We start from the raw sequence: 19,850 nt of genomic DNA, 5'->3' as shown, positions 1-19,850 counted from the left end.
GCCCAGCGTAAATAGAAATATCCGCTGCAGTTGCGTGAAGTGTTTAAACATGTTGTACCCGAAAAAACCAAAAGCATTTTTTAAGTGTCTCTTCGAATCTAGAGATATTTTTCCGAATCCGAAGTTAAAAAGCCTTAATAGTACCCGGTTTAACGTTAGAAACTCTTAAAGAATAGGAGAGGATTAGTCAGGAAAAGTGAAAAAATATGGATACCTTTTGCCCAAAAGCTAAAGCAATAACTTGAAACAGAAAGAGACATTTTATGAAATTTGGTGGAGTTCAAGACCCTGGTTCAATTGATTTTTCCCTGCCAGATGATCATCCCGGCACATCTAACGTTCTTTCCAAAAAGGGTGGAGACAGTGATCCTGAAATTTTTGTTGGATGCGCAAAATGGAATCGGAAGGACCTGAAGAATTTTTATCCCAAAGGCACCAGTGATGAACTGGAATATTATGGTTCACAGTTCAATTCGGTGGAGATGAATGCGACTTTCTATCGCAACTTCCCGGAAGACCAAGTCAGGGAATGGTACAACAAAGTACCCGATCATTTCCGGTTTTTCCCAAAGATCAACCAGCGGGTGAGCCATTTCAAATGGTTGAACGGGGTCGAGGAGGCCCGGGATGATTTCATAGACAGCGTTGTTCATTTCGAGGAGAAGCTGGGCACCGTTTTTCTTCAGTTGAGGGGAAAGTTCAGGCCCAAATTTTTTGACCGTGTTGTGACCTTTATCGAGGGATGGCCGGATGGGATACCGCTTGCCGCTGAATTTCGTCATACCGACTGGTTTAATGATCCTGACGTAGCAGGGGACCTGTACCAACTGCTGGAGGAAAACAACGTGGCAAATGTAATCGTGGATACGGCTGGCCGGCGCGACCTGCTGCATATGCGCCTGACCAATAACGAGACATTTGTCCGCTATGTGGGAGCCAACCATCCCACCGACTTCACGCGACTGGATGAGTGGGTGCAGCGGCTGAAAAGCTGGACCGATCAGGGGCTGGAACATATCCACTTTTTTGTGCACCAGAATGATGAGCGCCGTTCTCCGGAGCTGGCTGCTCACTTTATTAAAAATCTGAATGAGAAGCTTGGCTCAGATCTCAAAGTGCCAAACTGGCTCGATGGCGGGCAGCAGGGCCTTTTTTGAGGTTCGCTGGTTCTGGGTAAATTAAGTAATCCTCAAAAAGTAACGGTAGTCTTTTTCTTGGTTGGCGGTGTTCCGGGCAACCACCCGTAGATCCCAGATCAGGGAGGATAAATTCAGGTACCTCTGGCAGCGCACCAAGTCCAGAAAATCCTTGCAGTAACTGGTAGCAAAGATTAGTAATGTTCCAAAGCAAGCTCCGTCTTACAGCAGGTTAGAACAACATCTGGGATTTTCTGGTGACCTTTTTTGGTTCGTTTTTTCGTCACTGAAAAAATGAACATACCGACTCGTGAGAAAAGCTTTAACCTGTGTTCTAGGCGCCCAGATCACCCAAAAGATTACTCCAAATGTATGGAATTTGCTTGGGAGCCAAGAAAAGCCCCGCACTTGGTTGGCAAATAGAAGTCATTAAATTACTGAATGTCATATACTTAACTACTTAACAGGAATCTGAGAATGCCCTAATTATTTAAGGAGGGATATGCCATTTTAAAGCAGAGACCTTTTCGGGGAAGACTTCTCCCTACAGTCGAAATGACGACTGAGGAGAGGCCTGATTTTTGTTTGTCTGCTTTCAAGAATATAATCCTATCACCCAAACCATCATCTAGAAAGGTCAGAGTCGGGGATCTTTCTTAAAAAGGCTGAGAACCGGTAGAGGTACTAACCCTACTATTCAGAGTAGAGGCAATTTTAAAATCAACGCGACTTCCGCTCCTGATCCTCCTCCAGCTTCAGGGCCCACAACCCTGAATTCCAGTCTGAAACAAAGATATATCCCTTGTGAGGTTGCGGTCCCCACGACATGGCGGCATTCGGAACAATCGCTTCGTGGTGCATCGGCCGAAACTTGGCGATTTCACGTCCCTGCTCATAAAGATTGCCCATCAGTTCACCAGAGATATCCACCACCCGCAGCCCGGCATTGTAGTATGCGACGTACAGGGTGTCATCTTTGATCCAGAAGTTGTGCGTGCCCGCTTCCGGAACTTGGTATCGTGCTACCTGGCGGGGATTGTCCCAGCCATTCTCAAATTTGATGAAATGGATCCATCCGGCGGGAATCGTCGGCGTATCCTGGATGTAGAGGCCATTGGGAAACGCTTCATCACCAGCCACAACATAGAAGTCCCCTGTCGACTGGCTTTTAAACGGGAATGCCGCATGGTTCCAGCCACTGGGATAGGTGTAGCTGCCAAGCTTGACGGGATTGCCCGGGGATCCCACGCCGGCATCATGCTTTTCCGGTGAGTTGGCCTGCGTGGTACTCCCGACATCCACGATCTGAACCCCGTCACTCCAGTTCGATGAGTAGGCGATACCGTTTTCCACCCACACATCATGGACCGCGTGAGCAGGAGTATCCAGTTCAAACCGGCTCACCGTTTTGGGATTAGCGGGATCCTCAATATTGATGATATCATAGCGGCGGCCATTGTTAACCGCAAAAACGTGATCATTCCAGATAAAAGCGTTGTGAACGCCGCCCGTTAGTCCATCATTATACTCACTGATCTTCGTTACGTTATGCGGATCGCTCACGTCCAGGATTACAATGCCATTTTTCCGGTCGGATGCACCTTCACGGGTCAGCACGCAGATCCGGCCGTTCTCTGAGACCTTCACATCGTTGACAGTCCGAGCATCAACCGTAACAGTGTCAACTATCTGCATATTGGATGGCTCGGTGACATCCCAAAAATAGGCCTCTCCGGCAGCGCTCCAAGTACCGGTGACCGCATAATCCCGTCCGTCAACGCCTTCCCAAACCCACAGGTCAGATGTGTGCTTGTCGAGTACTTTTCCATGTCCTACCACCGAAATTTCTTTTTGTACATTACGCGGAGTCACGCGTATCGTCTGTTCGGCTACATGAGAGCCCGATTTGGCAATAAGCGTAAAGAGTCCCGGAATATTGGCAACGAACCGTCCCTCGTTGCTAATCTTGCCCGCAGCCCCCTCTGCTTGGTCGTCGTTGGTGTTGTGGACAAAGGAATAGGTAACAGGAGCGTCCTCCACCATTTCTCCGCTTGAATTTAACGGTCGGCCTGCCAGATGGACCACATCTCCGGTGCGAACTTCTGTAGCATCAGTTTCCAGTTCAATCTTGGTAACCGGATTTTTCTTCACGTTCAGCGTCCATGTGCGGGAGAGGGTATCGGCTGTGGCCGTCAGTGTGAAACGGCCCGGTTTTTGAGCTTTTAGCTCTCCAAACGGATTGATGGTGGCAACAGACTCGTTGGAGCTCGAAAGCCTGACCTCCACGTCCGTTCGGGTTTCACCCCGCGCGTCGGTGACGGTGGTGCTGAGGGGCAGGGAGGTACCGGCATATATATTGTCTGGAATGCCGCTGAGCGTTATCGTTTTAAGTGGGGGATAGGCTACTTTCACCGGAACAATTTGTGTGAGCCGCATAGTACCAGTGGCAGCGACAGCGACGATCTCAAAAGTACCGGGTTCAAACGCCTTGACTCGCCCCTCCGGAGTCACAGATACTGAAGCCCGGGCCCGTGAATAATAGATCACCGTATCCTGTGTGGCATTTCCAAGGGAGTCATACACTGTGGCTTGGAGCGTTAACTCCTCTCCGATTTCCATGGAAATTTGGGAAGGTTCCACCACAATTTTCCCGCTGTTTTCCTGGTTTTGTGCTAACAGGGAAAAGGGAATTAAAAGCAGGAGGAATACAATAGAAAAACGGCGATGCGATGCAATCTGAAAGGTCATTCCTGTAAAACGTTATTTGCTGAGCAAGATATGGTGCTCATTGTTAATTTTGTTTGTGTATGTAGTTGAAAGTTGGCGTAATATATGGTTTCTGGATAACTAAAAAGAAGATGGTTAAATCGGTAAAACATTAATTGCTCATTTTCCAGTGAATGATGCCGCCGGCCTGCTTACCCACTTCGATCACTTCAGCAAGCTCCAGCTTATGGAGGTCAATCACATCTACCGAACCCGGTTCCCCATTTTTTCCCTCCACTGAAATGAAAGCGTAAGTATTGTCTGGTGAGATCGAAACGCCGTGGGTCACAAGCCGACTGTTTTTTATTTTCGCCAGCTCTTTTCCTGTTTGCAGATCCCATATGCCGGTCGCCCCTTCCCCTTTGTAGGTGACAACGAGAAGTTTCCCATCATGGCTCACTTCCAGGTTATAGGGAGCTTTCCCGGTTTGAAAGCGACGGGTTATTTTCCAGGAGTCCGTGTTTACTTCCACCGCTTCATCAGATCCGTTATTGGCTACATAAACAAACGGTTTGTTCGGATGGGGATCGGCCCAGGTCGGTTTTGCTACGGGCTTTTTGTGGGTGGTGTGACTAGCCTGTTGCACCGTCCCTGTTTTATCTCCCGGGGCTACATTCAGGCGACGTGAGACCTCCATCTTGAGCGTGTTTACCTCTATCAGCTCATCAGTCATCATTGATACATGGTATTGCCACCGCCCGTCGCTGCTGATCCGCGAACCGTGCGGCATAATGCCGGTTGTAATCTCGTTAACGACTTCCATCGCTTGGGGATCCACAACAGAAACGATGCTGGGTTCCATGTCACCGTGCAGGTTAAAATTAACGACATAGAGCAACCCGGTTGCGGTGGAAATCTCCATGCTGGCGGGAAACAGGCCGAGCTGTGTGCGCCCCAAAAACTTGTTATCGGCGGTGGTAAACTTGTAGAGCCAGCCGTAGGGATTGCCATGGGCCACCGACAGGTACCAATGCCTGCCATCCGGCGAAATATTGATCCCGTGCGGACCTTCATTCTCTGTGGGATATTCGCCCACTTTTACAACATCCTCCACCACTCCATGGCCTGTTTTCGCGTCAAAGGAAACCAAGGCAACTTCATCATCAGATTCTGCCGCCACATAGACCCAGTGTTTTTGGGCCAGCGCCATGTTAAAAGCAGAGCACGTAAAGAAAATGGCTACTACTCCAATACACAGCCATTTTAAAGGAGAGGTTTTCATCATCATGATTAGTGTTACATTTCAAATGAAATCGGAATCTATCACTTAATCGAATGTCTACAAAATGTAGTTCGTTCCCAATTTTATTCCAGGGAAAGTTGAAGTCTGAGATTACAGCCAACGTCGAACCTCCGATTTATATTTCTTGTATTCCTCACCGAACCTTTTGGTCAGTGCCTCTTCTTCAGGAATAATCTGGTAGCGATTCATATACAACACGAAGAAGGGGAGTGGCAGCAAGGTAGTAAGGTTATCGAGATAAAAACCGTAGGAGATCAGCAGGAATAAAAGGGCCAGGTACATCGGGTTCCTGGAGAGCCTGTAAATGCCAGTACTTACCAATGAGCTGGCTTTGTCTGGCGTATGGGGATGGATGGTCGTTTTTTTTTTTGCAAACTGAATCAATGGTTTCACACCGAAGATTATGGCGAAGACAAAAAAGATCAGTGCAAGCCAGCTGCTACCGGGGACAGATAGTGTCCAAGGATCAAAAAAGTTATTGATGGTCCACATTATACCACCAAAGAAAAGCATCATTATGGCAGGAGGTATTTTTAGCTGCATTTTATGCGTTACCTAAAAAGTTATATCAGGATTTAGTCCGGTTTTCTCACCAAGAAATTCGAGCTGATAATTTTAGCACATTTTCACACCAGATCGAAATTTGTTGGATGGGACACTTTTTAGGGATGTTGTGAAGTCAAATCTGGAAGCAACAAAAGCAGCACGAAAAGCGCCGTACGCTGAATGGTTTCCTCCAGGAATATTTTTTCATTCGGGCTGTGTGCTCCTTCACCAACAGCTCCAAGCCCATCGAGGGTGGCGGTATACTGGCTGGTTAAATTCCCATCGGAAGCTCCTCCGGTGGAGCCTTGTTTAAGCTTGATATCCAGGACAGCTGCTGAATCCCTGGCACTTTGCCACAATTTTAGGTTCTGTTTATTTTGAACCATCGGCTCCCTTCCAAATCCCCCTGAAATATTTACTGAAACACCGGGAGTAGAGCTTTTAAGACCCCGAATTGCTTTTTCAATACTCCGGGCATCCTTTTTTGTTAATACCCGCACATCAACATCTGCTGAGCTTTCGGGAGCCACCACATTTGTTCTTATACCTCCGTCTATTCTCCCCACGTTAACAGTAATTCCATTCTCTGGATCATTGAGCTCGAAAAGTTGTTGGATCAAATACGATAACTCCAATATTGCACTTCTGCCTTTTTCTGGTTCCAGGCCAGCATGAGAGGATTTTCCCTTCACCTTGATCACAAAATGCCCAACTCCTTTGCGGCGGGTCTTAATTTTTCCCTCTGGGCCTAATGACGGCTCAAGTACGTATGCCCGCTTCATAATTTTTGCCAATAGTCTGATCCTTCTTTTCGAGTCTCTGCTACCGGTTTCCTCGTCTGAATTTATAAAAAGCACAGGCTGGAGATCGGGAGTCAGATCAAGATTCTGGATTACCTTTAAAGCAGTTAGTATCATCACTACGCCCGCTTTCATGTCATAAATTCCGGGTCCGCAAACCTGGTTATCCTCCTGTTTAAACGGCATGTCAACCAGTGTGCCGGCGGGCCACACTGTGTCTATGTGACCAAGCATAAGTTGATACCCGTTTGGTGATTTTTCCGGCCCCCGGGCCAACAGTTGCCCGCCGCTGTTGCTGGCCGGGTAGATTGAGTATCTGTAGTTGAGGATATCCAGTTCCTTGCCAAGCCTTTCTAAAAGCGTTCTGTGTCTTTTGGGTTCATGGGGCGGGGTCTCAATGCGTACCAACGCTCGAAGTAGATCCAGAAACCACTCCTCCTCTTCCCGGCAGGCCGTCAATATACATTTCGCCATCTTTTGATCTACCATGGTTTACTTCTTGAATTTTTTTGGAAAAGGAAATGCTTGTGATTCATCCACAATTGCAAATCTACCCGGATGCAGATAGGCAAGAAGTGGGTGACTATAAATTAGATCGTTGTCATCCCTGGAATTTTTCCGAATATAATCTTCATCTGCATACGCTTTAATCACTTCACCCACAATAAGACTATTTACCCCAAACCCGTCAATAATCTCCATTAAACTACATTCGAGATAGAAATATCCCTCTTCCAGGAAATATGAGTTTACTTCAGAGGCTTGGAATCTGGGAATAGTCTCGAGCTCTGGCTTTGTATCATCCTGCCGGCGCTGTGTGGCCGTCAGGCTGGTAAATGTAACCTGATCGGGCTTCGGGTAGGTTACAGTGAACTCTTCATATTTTTTGATATTCGAGTAGGTACTGTGATTGGGGGTACAGACAAAACCAAAATAGTTATCCCAGCCTATTGGAAAGGCCATATGTTTAGGTGCAAAATTTGGCGTATCCTCATCATCCATTGAACCGATAATCACAAGAGGGTTTACAGTAAAGATCCGGTCCCATAAGGAGCTTAAGTCTAGTGAAACGAGATTGTTATTCATGTTTTCCATAATGATGCCTGTTTATTACCGCTCTACGATGTTTTTGAGATCCCAAACTTTGTGTAAGCCGAGAATACGCAACGCTTCGAAGAATAGTTTAGGTGGATTCTTCAATCGAATTACCTGTTGATTCTGAATGAGTTTGTGTAAAAATATAATTGCTTCCGTATCAACAAATCTGGACTGTTCGAGATCGATATATAGATCCTTCTGTTCAAGGGGGAGGTTTTCAATTTTTCGGACGACATCCAGATTAAAATTTCCCTGCAGTTCTACAGTCAGCCGGTTAGTATTCTTGTGGTAATGCATGGTATTCCTCCGATATGAAATTCTTCAGCTCCTCAGCTGTTTCTGAATGGACCTGGATAAGGTCAAAGTTGATTGGAACCAGGATTTTTTGCAGTCGCAGGTAATCTTTTTCTTTGTGGATCATGGGCATCAATCCCCCAAAGATAAATCTATTTCTGTGGAGCCATTCCACGGCCTCATTATTTGGGGAATTTTCCAGGGGAATGTCAATACAAATGGCATGTAAATCGACTTCCTCAAGGCTGCGCATCATACTTTCGGCAGAGGATATAAAACGGTCCCCTATGTTGCTGACCACAATCTTGGCCGTTTTGTTTTTATAAGTGAAGCTCAGTTGCATTTCTGTCTTACCAGGATTACCCGGCCAGTAGTCTGAAGCTTCTCGTATATCCAGCGGTACCTGAAACTGGCGGTACTGCTTCTGTAAAAAAGAATGGTATCTATCAGGTAGAAATACCGACGGGTTCCAATTTTTATTCAGCGGCAGGAAGTCTACCAGGATTGACTTTGGCTGAGAGTTGTCAGTAATAAATTCCTTGTGCTTTGATCCCCGCGTAATGGCAACCAGCAGAGCAGTACTGTGAAATCCAAAAGCCTGGTTAACTTTTTGGCTGATGGTATGAACCGTCAATGCGAGACCATATAAGCCCATGATGCCTCTTTTCTTACTCATATTGATCAACTCGTTCATCATGCGCTTCATCAGGCCACGTTTACGGTGGGGTGGCGAAACTACGGCTTCTCCAACTTCGCCGATCAGGGAATCAGAAGCTTTAATGACGGTAAAATATCCCACCGGGCGCCCTTGTGTAGTCCGCACGATAGTGCCGAATTTTTTTCCATGTTCGATCGCCATTTCATTTTGTTTTGGGAAGTAGAGGTCCTCTTTACTGTAGGAATAATCGTAGGATCGATAGATAAGCTTGGCTATATCTTCGGCATCCTCCTTTGTGACGGGCATTAGCGTATAAGAAAAGTTTTCCTCTTCAGCCTCTGATGGAATGCCATCGATATATTGTTGAATATCGGAGTAATCCTTTTCTGACAACTGTTTGGCCAATCTGAACTCTTTACCATCACGACCCCGGTTCAGGAACAAGAAATGATCTGTAAGCTTGCGAACCAGCTCTAAACCGGCACCGGTAAAATCTCCTTCTGCCAGGACTTTGTCAGGGGAGTACCGGTAATTTTCAGGGTCAAAAGGCTCACCGGATTCCTGGATGATAATCTCCAACTGCGGCAATGAATATCGATACCATATTTCAACATATCCCACATCCTCGGGATATGCGAAGAGGATCATATCAGTCAGCAATTCATCAACGGCCAACGTGAATTGGGCTGCTTCGTCCCGGTGCATACCCATGGCGGTACACCACCGATAGGTGAAGTCCGTAACCGGTTCAATCGCTTTAATATGTGCTTCCAGGTATAAATAGGCTTCCATTTTGGACCTCAAATGATGAATAAACAATGCAGAGCCAGAATATTTAATTGCAGCAAAGTAAGAAATGACAGGCTGATCAGAATAGGGATATAACTATTGTAGAGACCTCGTTTCATAAGCAGCTTCCTGTTGTTTTCCCGCAGAACCTCGCTCTTGATTGTTAGAATACCTTTTTTCCCAAAAATGAGATAATAGGATATTCCCAGAAGCCATGTAGGTTTTTTCCCCACTACTTCCAGGCCTGCCAGGAACCACTACTCTCTAGTATCTACCATAAACCCTATGGGTCTTGCTCACTGCTTCCAGCCACCCCAGCTTGGGCAATTCTTCATTACTGCCGATGACAAGAAATGCCTCATTAGCTAAACGGGGCTTTAACAGCTGTAAAAATTGAAGCTGCCGCTCTTGCGTAAAGTAGGTAAACACCAGGTTGCGGCAGAGGATGATATCAAAAACCTGGTCCGGCAAGGAGTACTGGATATCCCGCAGTTCAAATGAGATCTGCTGCTTTAGAAACTCATTTATCTCAAAATCCTCATCATCCTTCCCACCTGTTTCATGAAAAAATGTGGTAATTTCGTCCTCCGTCAACTCCTTCAGCGCCCCCGAAGGGTACCGTCCTGTTCTGGCTCGCTCCAACACTTCAGCATTTCGATCAGTAGCCAGGATCGATATATTCTTTTGTTGGTCACTGTTCGCTGTTAACTGCTCGCTGATCATCGCCAGAGTGTACGGCTCTTCTCCATTGCAGCAGCCAACAGACCATAAATTAACTGATTTAGCTTCGTGTTTCTTTAGCATCTCATATAGCACGTGATCCCGGAGAAATTCCCACACCTTACGGTCCCGAAAAAATTTGCTGATCGTGACGTCACAAAGCCGATCGAGCTGCTTCCATTCCTCGGGGTGTGATTCCAGGTACTCCTTGAATTCAGGATAACCGCCCGAGAGGCCGAGCTGCTGCATGCGCTCCCGAATACGTTTTAACACCTGGTTCCGGGGTTTTCGAAAGCCCTCCCAGCGGTATCCCATGCGGGGCAGTGCCCATTGCAGGAATTTGATGTCGCTGTTGGGAACCATGGTTTTCGGGATCAGATATGAAACTTGACGCAATATTAGATATTCATTTCAATATATCTAAGATAGTAGATAACCTAAGATCGATATAGAAATACTAAATAATAACTGTTATCGTGAGGAGACTTTTAGAATGGGCGATTACCTTGTATGTAAAATCAGTTGATTTTACATTTCATACTTGGAAACGGGATGGGCAGGATTAAAAGATTTTCGGGATTCCTTCTCAGGTATACATTACCATCCTGCAGATCCTCTAATTCTGTAAATCCCGGTTCTAATTTTCCCCCGGTGGTCGCGCAATCCCTCGCAACGACAGATTTTATATCGAACTGAGGTTGGATAGTAAAGGCAAGTATGTACGGGCACGGTGCACCGTACCCCAACACTGTACTGCCATTTTCCCCAAGTCAAGAAACCTGGCGTTCCGCATCAATATGGACGCAGAGCGTCAGTTTGGAGTACTGCCGAGTGACGGTGCCAAGCAAATATTTAACTGCGGCGGCGAATAAATCCAAGACCAGGGGCGACTTAAAGATAGCTATACCCTCGCTTTTAATTCGCAGTATTACTCTTCTAAATCACCAGTACACACCTGGTTAAATTCCTCGTGAGGATATCCTGATTCAGATAGTCGTCTCGAAAGAATTAGGATAGGTATCTCAAGGTATCCGAGATAGTTATCTCAGAGAGAATGAGATAGTCGTCTCAGGGAGTATGAGATATATATCTCAATGCCATGAGATAATCGTCTCAAGGTGTAACATATAGTAACAAGAAGTTCCTGTTTACCGGGAAAGCTCAATAACGGCTGCCCTCACCCCATTAACAACTTGTGCCATGCGTTCATAATCCAATGTATCCGGCGTATCATGTGCTGTGTGGTAATGGGGATTGCGATAAAATGCGGTGTCGGTGATCATGGCTGCAGGGTATCCTGCCCACCAGTAGTTTAGATGATCGGACAGGGCGATGCCGGGCAGCAGGCGGGGAGCATTGATCGATTCAACCGGCAGGGGAGTGGCACGCCTCATCGCCTCTCGTGCCGAGCGCACAAGTTTTCGTTGAAATAGCTTCCCAACCACCGCAATATAATTACCAACAGACGGATAAAATGGCCGGAGTAGAAAGAGTGGATAGGACTGGCTCCCCTCATCATCCTTGAAGTACCCGATCATCTCCAGCGCCAGCATTGCCCTCACGTTTATATTTTGATCCTTAAGGGATTTTGCATGCACAAAACTCCCCATCTTGCGAGTATAGAAATAGGGCGGTTCCTCAAGGGGATACGCAACCAGTTCAACTTTTAATGTTAACTCATCATCTGACAACAACCGCGCCAGCTCAAGCAGGCCTGCCACACCACTGGCATTGTCATCGGCACCGGGGTAGGGCCCGGCTACATCGTAATGCGCTCCAACCACGATTTGCTCTTTCGTATCTGGTCCCATGAATGCCCGGACGTTTCTAACCCTGAAGCCGTCAACCGAATAGGGCTGCTGTTGTGCGGTTTCCACATACAGCTCAAACTGGTTTTGTATGTAGGTTGCCACGCGGTCCATATTCTCCGGGTGACCGGCATCCCTGGGACCCAGCTCATTGCAAAGGGTGGCAACATGTTTTCTAAGACGTTGTGGATCGGTTTTCATCTATGCCTCATACTTAGATCGAACTGACGCTTTCCAATATCTTGGGTTGTAGTCTGACAATTGTCTTATTATTAATGAACAGATACTTTTACCGGTTAAAGCAAGTATGTGCAAAATGACTGCAATAAAGGAAGATTGCATTTTACTCCTCTATACTCAACCGGTAAATGCATTAACAGAGGTACTTTGAATAAGACCAAGCCTGTATCCCAGATATGAAAGAAGAAATAGATGCCAATAATCAGCAAGAGATCAATTCAGAACTACCGGGAAATCTGCTGGTGCTTTCGGTGATATCTGCCCTGGTGTATGTGGTGGTTGGCTGGCTGATATTTTATTTCTTCCGGGACATGGGAGTAGAAAGTGCGTTTGATCACGGCTTTTCTGTCTCAACACAGCTAGCCATTGGAACCGGGAGTGGAATCGTGGGAGCGGGTATTATCTCCTACCTGATGGACCGGCCGCCAATCTCCGGGGTGTTGGATGACTTTTACATCGTCCGGATACTTTCCAACACCCGGTTAGGCCTGTTCGATCGAACACAGTTGTCCCTGTTTGCCGGGGCGGGGGAGGAGTTTCTTTTTCGGGGTGCCATGCAGCCGTTGCTGGGTATCTGGGTAACGTCCCTCATTTTTGTGGGGCTCCACGGCTATTTCAAGTTTCAAAAGCTGGGTCACATTGCTTTTGGGGTGATGATGTTCGGTCTCAGCATGGGGCTCGGTTACGTTTATGAGTATGCCGGGTTAATCGCCGCGATGACCGCGCACGCCATCTACGATATGATTATGCTCTACCAGGTGACAAAGAAATTGACTGATTAAATTAAGTGTCTACCCAATGTATGACATTTGAAGGCCGTTTTTTTAGTTCGACTCCCGGTGGATTAAATCATTTAAAATATACATACCACAAGGATATTAAGACCCTATGTGATATCCAGTAGCTGTCGATTTTTGATCCGCCAAAAACCGACAAAAAAGCGGCCGCCTGAAATCTGTTTCGCTCAAAGCGGGTCTCCCTGTGCCTAAAAGAAACCAAGATATTTTAATTCCGAGTCACTCAAAAACCCAGAGATTTGGAAAGTCCACAAATTCTAAGAACCATTTCGCCAAGGTTTCTTTCTTAACGGCTTCAGTCCCCCGCTTACCCATCGCTACACTGATTTAGGGCGGAACTGCCAAATCTTTGGGTAGGGCATTTGCCAGCACCCTCGTCAAACAGAAATGCTTCGATTTTTCATCTGTTGCTATAAAGCTTCCAGGCGTGGAAGGATTACATAGTCGCGAACAATTCCTAATTCATAATTTTTCATTCCTAATTCAACCATCCGCCCTAAGGTAAATTTCGCTGGAACAGAGAGCGCAGCCGAAGCGTTAAGAAACCATTTGTGTCTGAGATCCGCGTTTTTCAGCGGAGTGTCTCCGACTACCGGCGACTCGAGTTTAAATGGTTTTATCCCGACAGTGGGAGGAGGAAACGCAACAAAAATTTCATCAGCTTGTGCTACGAAGCCTTGTGCGAAGTAGTAGCGGCGATTTTTTTCATTCATTTTTTTTCGCTAAGAAAATGGAAGCCACAAGGGGAATAGGCCTCCAAAATGATAATTAAAACTCTCTTTTTTTTCGCAGACCGTTTCTTAGTCCACTGCCGCCCCTAGTTATTTGGTATCAGCTCTTCCCGGATCATCAACTCTTCACTTTCATCTGGTATTGGATCCTTTATTTCCTGGGTGTGGGTGACAGGGAGCCGGCGTTTGAAGATGAAAAAGGTCATGTCGTCATTTTGGGAATGACCGTTCAGCCATGATTCAGAAACGGTATTGAGATGATTGAGTATACTGTCAGGGTCAAGGTGAGCAGCTTTTGCAAATATTTTGGCCACATGCTTATAACCTATCATATCACCATTCCGGTTAAAGAGCTCCGGAAGTCCGTCCGTCATAAACATAACCGCATCGCCCGGTTCAATTTCAGTAGTGACTTTTTTGTAGGGGAATTCTGCTTTGCTACCCAGGGGTAAGCCTTTCAACGGGATCTGTTCTACAGAATTGGTCTTGTAGCGGTAAATAAGGGCAGGGGGCATCCCCGCACCGCCCAGTTCAAGGGTGTTGTCGCGCAGCCGTCCGATTGCAAAAGCCATGTAGAGCTTGCGGAAGTCCATTAAGCTGATAGAGTGGGAAGCCCGTTTTAAAAAGTCGGTTAATTCGCTGTTGACAGCATGTTCTGCAAACAGGAGTTTGATTGCCGTTACCATCACGCTGGCCTGCAGTCCGTGGCCGGTGGCATCACCAATGCCGAAGGTCAATACCTCATCTTCCGTTCTGTGATAGTCGTAGTAATCGCCTCCGACTTCAGAAGCCGCTTTCATCGAAAAGGCGAATTCATAATTGGGGCAGTAGGGGAATTTTTGCGGCAGCATTTTCAGCTGCAATCTGCGAGCAGATTCCAGTTCGTTGCTTTTTCGATCATACTCCACTTTTAGTTGATCACTTTTTTCATGAACTATCTGTTCGTTTAGGTAACCCGCTTTCATGTAGTACTCAAGCCAGTAGCTCGCAATCATCCCCATAATATTGGCGGAGAGGAGGAAGAAAATATTGATTATGAAGACTTCAAAAGGAGTGATAGCCAAGTACATTATTGCGGTGATGTAGGCCAGGATAACAAACCATGTGATTATGGAAGCGTATATAAAACGGAGTCTCAGCAGTCCATGGGCGTACATAATGGCAAGGATGATGCCAGCAAAGTGATGGTATCCTGCGGTAATTTCAAGGAGCGCAATAATGCTAACCAGTCCAAGTCCGGCCACCAACAAAACCATACTCATCATGAACTGAAAATTCTTCAAACCCCAGTCGGTGTATGTCAAGTAAATAACACCTGCAAAAATAATGCAGTTGATGACCCGTATAACAATTAGTTCCGAAAGTATTTCAGGTGTGATAAGAGGATCAAGAAACCCGAATACAACATAAAGTCCGATAGCAAGCGAAAGAGAAGTCCGAACAAAACTGAGGGAGTGCAGCGTAGTATATTTCTCAAATGCTTGGTTTAGATCAGCATCTTTGAAAGATAATGTAACGGGGTGCAGCGCTGAAGGAGCTTTTTCTGCAATTTCCCTGCCGTTTTTCCTGTTATTATGAAAATTGAACTTCATTTTTTCGGCGCGATTAATTTTCCGCGCAAATTGTAATTTACAACTTTTGCCATTAATACCCGCTATTATTTTTTTGCGGATGAAAATAAATGAATCACTTATAACGATTGTAATAACATAAGGTTACAACGTTTTTATATGTGAGTTTTGGTCAATGAAGATATCAACCTAATTGGAGGTTAAATCAGTGGCACAAGCACTCCGCTAAGTATTAGGGCTGCTGCCCAGATCAGGTCGATATTAAACCATGCCGATTTAAGCAGTCGCAGTCCCAGCTTTTCGTATACAATAACGGCGATAATTCCCATAATGAGGAGATAGCCGATGGTATGAACCAGTATTACAAGTATACCGATCAACGGCTCTGTGGGCAGGTTCGATAAAACGGTGGCATGGCTGGCATGATCCACCATCACACCCGCTTCATGACCGTGCATATGGGATGAAGCCATTGCAGAGCCGGTTGTCATATCACTGAATAGAAACGGCAATACCATAAGGCCAGCACCATGGGCCGATGCCATCAGGAATGACCAGATCGTGAGCTGGCGAAAGTTGACCTGCATACCGCCATATCGGGGATGCCGGTTGCGAATCAGCTTGTAGATACCAAATGTGATCAGGATGGCAGCTACAATCCATTTCAGGATCTCAAAAGGGATTACCAGTCCAATAATGCCGACCAGCAATAGCGTAACACCGATGGCCAAAGCATGACCGAGGGCCAGGGGAAGCAGGGCAGACCAAACGGCCGCCCTGCGTTGTTCCTGTAATCCCAAACTCACGGCGAACAGCCATCCCATTCCCGGGTTGATGCCATGAAAGAGGCCCAGGACCAAGAGAATAACAAAAGTAAACAGCAGTTCAGAAAACATGATATTGGGATTAGTTTTTATTGGAATAACAGAACGAGTCTGAAGAGGTGTCTCCACCTTGAAGTCTGACTTGGTGTGGTCTCAGCTCATCAAACTCCATGAAGAACGACTCATCGAATCGCATTTCACCTTTGGGCTTGGTATCTATCTTCGTCATCCACCCCTTGATCCCGTCGGGATAGAACTGCGCATCCCATGGGCCATAAAGCGAATTGGTAAGGTAAATACGACGACCGTCTCGGCTGAGTTCCACCATCTGTGGTCCACCATTGCGCGGAACATCAGGAGTAGCAGGATGTGCGGCACGACGGACGATACCACCAATGTGCAGTGAATCCGTAAATTTCGGATTGTGCGGGTCGCTAACATCATACTGGCGTAGTTCACCCGTACCCCAGCACGATACATAGAGGAAGCGATCGTCGAGCGACAGGTTGATATCTGTTACCAGTGGCGGTACGGCTTCAAATCCCTGGAGCAGTGGAGGCAGATCTTTTGCCTCGGCCGGTTCAGCTGGAATTGTGATCACTTTTTTTGTCTTCCATTCAGCTTCCCCGTTATGACCCTCGCGGTACCACAGGAAGATCGACGCGGAGAGGTCCTCAAGTGAGAGTACTACTCCTGCAAATCCATAGGCTTTTTGAGGATTATGGGCGGGCCGAAGTTCCAGCACCATCTGTTGCTCAGAGCCCAGATCCAGTGTTTTCACGTGATCATGGCTGCGCAGGTCCCAGATGTGGAGGGAATGCCCGTATTTTCCGTTAAGTAACAACTCTGGGTCAACGCCTTTCGATACCATGTTGGGTGTTCCCCACTCACTGGTAATCATAGTATCGTAGCCGAGGTGCCACCAAAAGTCATATGAAAGGTATTGGTCACCACGTTTTCGTTCCCATGGGCCGATTATATCAAATGTGTCGTGATCGAGCATAAAGATGCCGCCCGGGCCATCGCCATCAGCTGAACCCAAAGCATTAAGGTAAATGCCATTGGGCCCACAATGCACGGTGTGAGGGGCGGAATAGCCGGCTTTTTCCTTTATTTCTTCCGGTTCTATTACTTTGATCAACTTGGGATTTCGCGGGTCCGGCTTGGTATCGATGATATGGATACGCGAAGATGTTATTCCTGGAACAATCAGGTATCGTCGTTCCACATGGGCATGAGGGGCATAGCCGCAGAGGTGAGAGCTACAGGCATTCCAACCGAAATGGTGCAGCTCATTATCCGAGTCCGGGAACTCCACTTTCGAAATAAGCTGACCATAGTTTTTTGATTTGGGATCGACATCGACCACCCCAATTGCGTCTTTTTCTCCCGAGCCCTTCGGGTTAAACATTGCAACATAGGCCACTTCTTCCTCCGGTGCCTCCATCGCCATTTGTGGCGAGGTATAAAACGTTTCATCAGGTTTCCATTTTGCCATGATAATTTTCCTTTTTTTGATTTGTTTTGATTGGTTTTAACAGCTGTAATACATATTCCAGAAACCATGCCAAAAAGATGGGGAGGCCATAAGATATTGGGAAACAACAGCTTAGGGGATCTATTGTGGTAGGAGGGCATTTCGAGATGTCGTTACTTACGAAATCTCGTTACCAGATTTCGTGAAAATGTTTAGCTGTTGTTGCCACAGCAGATGGTCTGATCCGGCTAATAACGGCTACTCTGAGGGTCGCTTGATATTGAGTGCTTTCATGCGGGAACTGAAGGTGGAGGGAGGGACGCCAATCAGTTGAGCCGCCCCTTCCTTGCCGGCCACTTTCCAACAGGTAGCCTTGAGGGCACGGATCATATTTTGCCGTTCTTCTTGTAAGAGTTCTTCCGCGGTAAGAATACGGTCCGGAAAAGTTTGAGAAGCATTCGTTTCTTCAGCATATAATCCACCGGAAAGTATGTTGGCCAAGTTGAGGGTACCGTCCTGTGATGTAATGACAGCCCGTTCAATAATATTTTGTAGTTCCCGTACATTGCCCGGCCAGTCATACGACCGCAGTAGATTTTTATCGCCCGATGTCAATGGCTTCATCTTGCGACCGAACTGCTGGGAATATCGTCCGATGAAAGCTTGAGCAAGTAGAAGGATATCCTCGCCGCGCTCTCTGAGTGGAGGTATAACCATGGGAAATACATTCAGCCGATAGTAGAGGTCGGCGCGAAAGTCTCCCTCCCGAATCATTTTTTTTAGATCACGATTGGTAGCGGCAATGACCCGCGCATTAATTTTTTGGGTCTGGGAGGATCCCACCGCTTCAAACTCACCCTCTTGTAACACTCTCAACAGTTTTGGTTGCATTCCCATGGGCAATTCACCGATCTCATCCAGGAATATGGTCCCCCCGTCGGCAAGGGCAAAGCGTCCCTTTCGCTGTTCGGTGGCGCCGGTAAAAGCACCCTCCTCATGGCCAAAAAATTCGCTTTCAATCAACGTTTCCGGGATGGTTGCACAATTCACCTTGATTAACGGTTTGTCACTTCTTCTGCTCTTACCGTGGATTGCCCGGGCGACAAGCTCTTTCCCGGTCCCGGTTTCTCCTGATATCAACACGGTGGCACTGGTGCCTGCCACTTGATTTATTTCATCAAACACTTTTACCATGCATGGACTTTGACCAATTATTTCATCAGAATTGTGAATCAGCTCTAACTCCTCCCGCAGATATTCTGATTCCGCCGAGAGCACGTCAATCCTTTTTTCAGCTTCTACGCGATCCGTAATGTTCCTGAGTATTAGGATGCAATACGGATTTCTGTCGTGTTCATAGCAGGAAAGGGTGGCCTCAAATTGAAATGAATTTCCCCTCTCACATACCGCTTTGAGTCCGCCCGGAATCCAAAGGTAGCGTTGTCCCAATGGGCGATTACGCAACCCTTGCAAGAGATTTTTTAGTTTAACAGCCGACTCAGGTGCCAGGTAGTCTTCAAAAGACTGTCCCAGCATTTTATCTGGATCCCTGTCTTCAAAGAGGTCAAGTGCGGCCCGGTTGACCTGGGTAACGGTGAGATCAGGTTTAATTTCTATAATGGCGTCCATAGCGCTGTCGAAAAGGCGGCTGAGCTGCCCCTCTCTTTCTCTGAGACGCTGCTCTGCCCGGATGCGGCGTAGTTCAGAAGCCCCGCGATCAGCAAAAATTTTGAACAGTGCAACATTTCGATATTTTTCCGGCATTTCATGGGTGTCCATGACCGCGAGGTTTCCAAGTACACTGCCATCGAGGTTAAGGAGAGGTGCTCCCAGGTAGCTCATCGCACTGTATTTTTTCAAGTCGGGATCTTGTGGGAAGAGGTTGACTACATTTTTCGGGACATGAAGCATATTTTTCTTTTCTAAGACAACTTCACAGGGGGTTCCTGGTACATCGTATTCATATCCCTCTATAAAGCGATCTCCCATCCAGAAAGCCAGTGCTCGTAATTTTTGCTCCTTTTCGATAAACTCGGTTACCCATGCACTTTCTGTATGCAGGGCCTTGGCAAGACGTTTAACAAGTTCCCGGAAGAATTCTTTACCTGTGTGGGCAGCCGTCCCCTGCAGAATCGTCCGGAGCGCCTCTTGTTCCTCGAAGGGTTGGTCATCATGTTGTTCTTTGGGGCCCATGAGTCAACCATTAGTGATTGTTTTTGTTGGGCTTATCAGCATTGCAAGGTACGGCACTTTTGGAATAGAAGAAATACACCCTCGAACAATTTCCTTATGTTGCCACTCAACCAATTTCATATATTTAAATTTTCGAGGTAGAAGGTAGTTCCTGTTTGT

At 46.7% G+C, this 19,850-nt stretch carries 16 protein-coding genes; 2 read left to right on the top strand and 14 right to left on the bottom strand.

Going from position 1 to position 19,850, the window contains the following annotated elements:
* Positions 1–263 precede the first annotated feature (263 nt).
* Positions 264–1,157, top strand: a complete 894-nt coding sequence (locus NC796_RS00810) for a DUF72 domain-containing protein (RefSeq protein ID WP_310681246.1) — start codon at positions 264–266, stop codon at positions 1,155–1,157.
* Positions 1,158–1,856: 699 nt separating this feature from the next.
* Here NC796_RS00810 and NC796_RS00805 read toward each other — a convergent pair.
* The 9 genes from NC796_RS00805 to NC796_RS00765 form a co-directional block, all read right to left on the bottom strand.
* A complete protein-coding gene (locus NC796_RS00805; RefSeq protein WP_310681245.1) occupies positions 1,857–3,884 on the bottom strand; it encodes a hypothetical protein in 2,028 nt (675 codons plus the stop codon).
* A gap of 130 nt (positions 3,885–4,014) precedes the next feature.
* Entirely contained in the window at positions 4,015–5,130 is a 1,116-nt protein-coding gene (locus NC796_RS00800) for a YncE family protein (RefSeq protein ID WP_310681244.1), read from the bottom strand.
* A 105-nt stretch (positions 5,131–5,235) separates the two neighbouring features.
* Positions 5,236–5,688, bottom strand: coding sequence for an isoprenylcysteine carboxylmethyltransferase family protein (locus NC796_RS00795; protein WP_310681243.1), 453 nt, complete (start codon positions 5,686–5,688; stop codon positions 5,236–5,238).
* 119 nt (positions 5,689–5,807) lie between these two features.
* Positions 5,808–6,980: a M20 family metallopeptidase gene (locus NC796_RS00790; protein WP_310681242.1), complete on the bottom strand. Its 1,173-nt coding sequence runs from the start codon at positions 6,978–6,980 to the stop codon at positions 5,808–5,810.
* A 3-nt stretch (positions 6,981–6,983) separates the two neighbouring features.
* Positions 6,984–7,586 (bottom strand): flavin reductase, encoded by a 603-nt coding sequence (locus tag NC796_RS00785; protein ID WP_310681241.1) that lies wholly within the window; start codon positions 7,584–7,586, stop codon positions 6,984–6,986.
* A 15-nt stretch (positions 7,587–7,601) separates the two neighbouring features.
* Entirely contained in the window at positions 7,602–7,886 is a 285-nt protein-coding gene (locus tag NC796_RS00780) for a hypothetical protein (protein WP_310681240.1), read from the bottom strand.
* Entirely contained in the window at positions 7,864–9,333 is a 1,470-nt protein-coding gene (locus NC796_RS00775; protein WP_310681239.1) for a GNAT family N-acetyltransferase, read from the bottom strand. Before NC796_RS00775 ends, NC796_RS00780 begins: the two co-directional genes overlap by 23 nt.
* Before the next feature lie 261 nt (positions 9,334–9,594).
* Positions 9,595–10,446, bottom strand: coding sequence for a CheR family methyltransferase (locus tag NC796_RS00770; protein ID WP_310681238.1), 852 nt, complete (start codon positions 10,444–10,446; stop codon positions 9,595–9,597).
* A gap of 752 nt (positions 10,447–11,198) precedes the next feature.
* Complete coding sequence (locus tag NC796_RS00765; protein WP_310681237.1) at positions 11,199–12,059, bottom strand: M28 family peptidase; 861 nt, start codon at positions 12,057–12,059, stop codon at positions 11,199–11,201.
* 215 nt (positions 12,060–12,274) lie between these two features.
* On the opposite strand from NC796_RS00765, the gene NC796_RS00760 reads away from it, so the two are divergent.
* Positions 12,275–12,880 (top strand): CPBP family intramembrane glutamic endopeptidase, encoded by a 606-nt coding sequence (locus NC796_RS00760; RefSeq protein WP_310681236.1) that lies wholly within the window; start codon positions 12,275–12,277, stop codon positions 12,878–12,880.
* A 425-nt stretch (positions 12,881–13,305) separates the two neighbouring features.
* On the opposite strand, the gene NC796_RS00755 is transcribed toward NC796_RS00760, so the two are convergent.
* The 5 genes from NC796_RS00755 to NC796_RS00735 form a co-directional block, all read right to left on the bottom strand.
* Entirely contained in the window at positions 13,306–13,608 is a 303-nt protein-coding gene (locus tag NC796_RS00755; protein WP_310681235.1) for a hypothetical protein, read from the bottom strand.
* A gap of 104 nt (positions 13,609–13,712) precedes the next feature.
* A complete protein-coding gene (locus tag NC796_RS00750) occupies positions 13,713–15,218 on the bottom strand; it encodes a SpoIIE family protein phosphatase (RefSeq protein WP_310681234.1) in 1,506 nt (501 codons plus the stop codon).
* 179 nt (positions 15,219–15,397) lie between these two features.
* Complete coding sequence (locus NC796_RS00745) at positions 15,398–16,093, bottom strand: hypothetical protein (RefSeq protein ID WP_310681233.1); 696 nt, start codon at positions 16,091–16,093, stop codon at positions 15,398–15,400.
* 10 nt (positions 16,094–16,103) lie between these two features.
* Positions 16,104–17,519, bottom strand: a complete 1,416-nt coding sequence (locus NC796_RS00740) for a selenium-binding protein SBP56-related protein (RefSeq protein WP_310681232.1) — start codon at positions 17,517–17,519, stop codon at positions 16,104–16,106.
* Between the two features lie 237 nt (positions 17,520–17,756).
* The gene (locus NC796_RS00735; RefSeq protein WP_310681231.1) at positions 17,757–19,691 is read right to left on the bottom strand and encodes a sigma 54-interacting transcriptional regulator; all 1,935 of its coding nucleotides are present in this window, start codon (positions 19,689–19,691) and stop codon (positions 17,757–17,759) included.
* Between the last annotated feature and the right edge of the window lie 159 nt (positions 19,692–19,850).

The organism is Aliifodinibius sp. S!AR15-10, assembly GCF_031569985.1.
Lineage (GTDB): Bacteria > Bacteroidota > Rhodothermia > Balneolales > Balneolaceae > JAMQKA01.
Note: the sequence above shows the minus strand (reverse complement) of the source record. Positions and strands in the feature narration are given on the sequence as shown.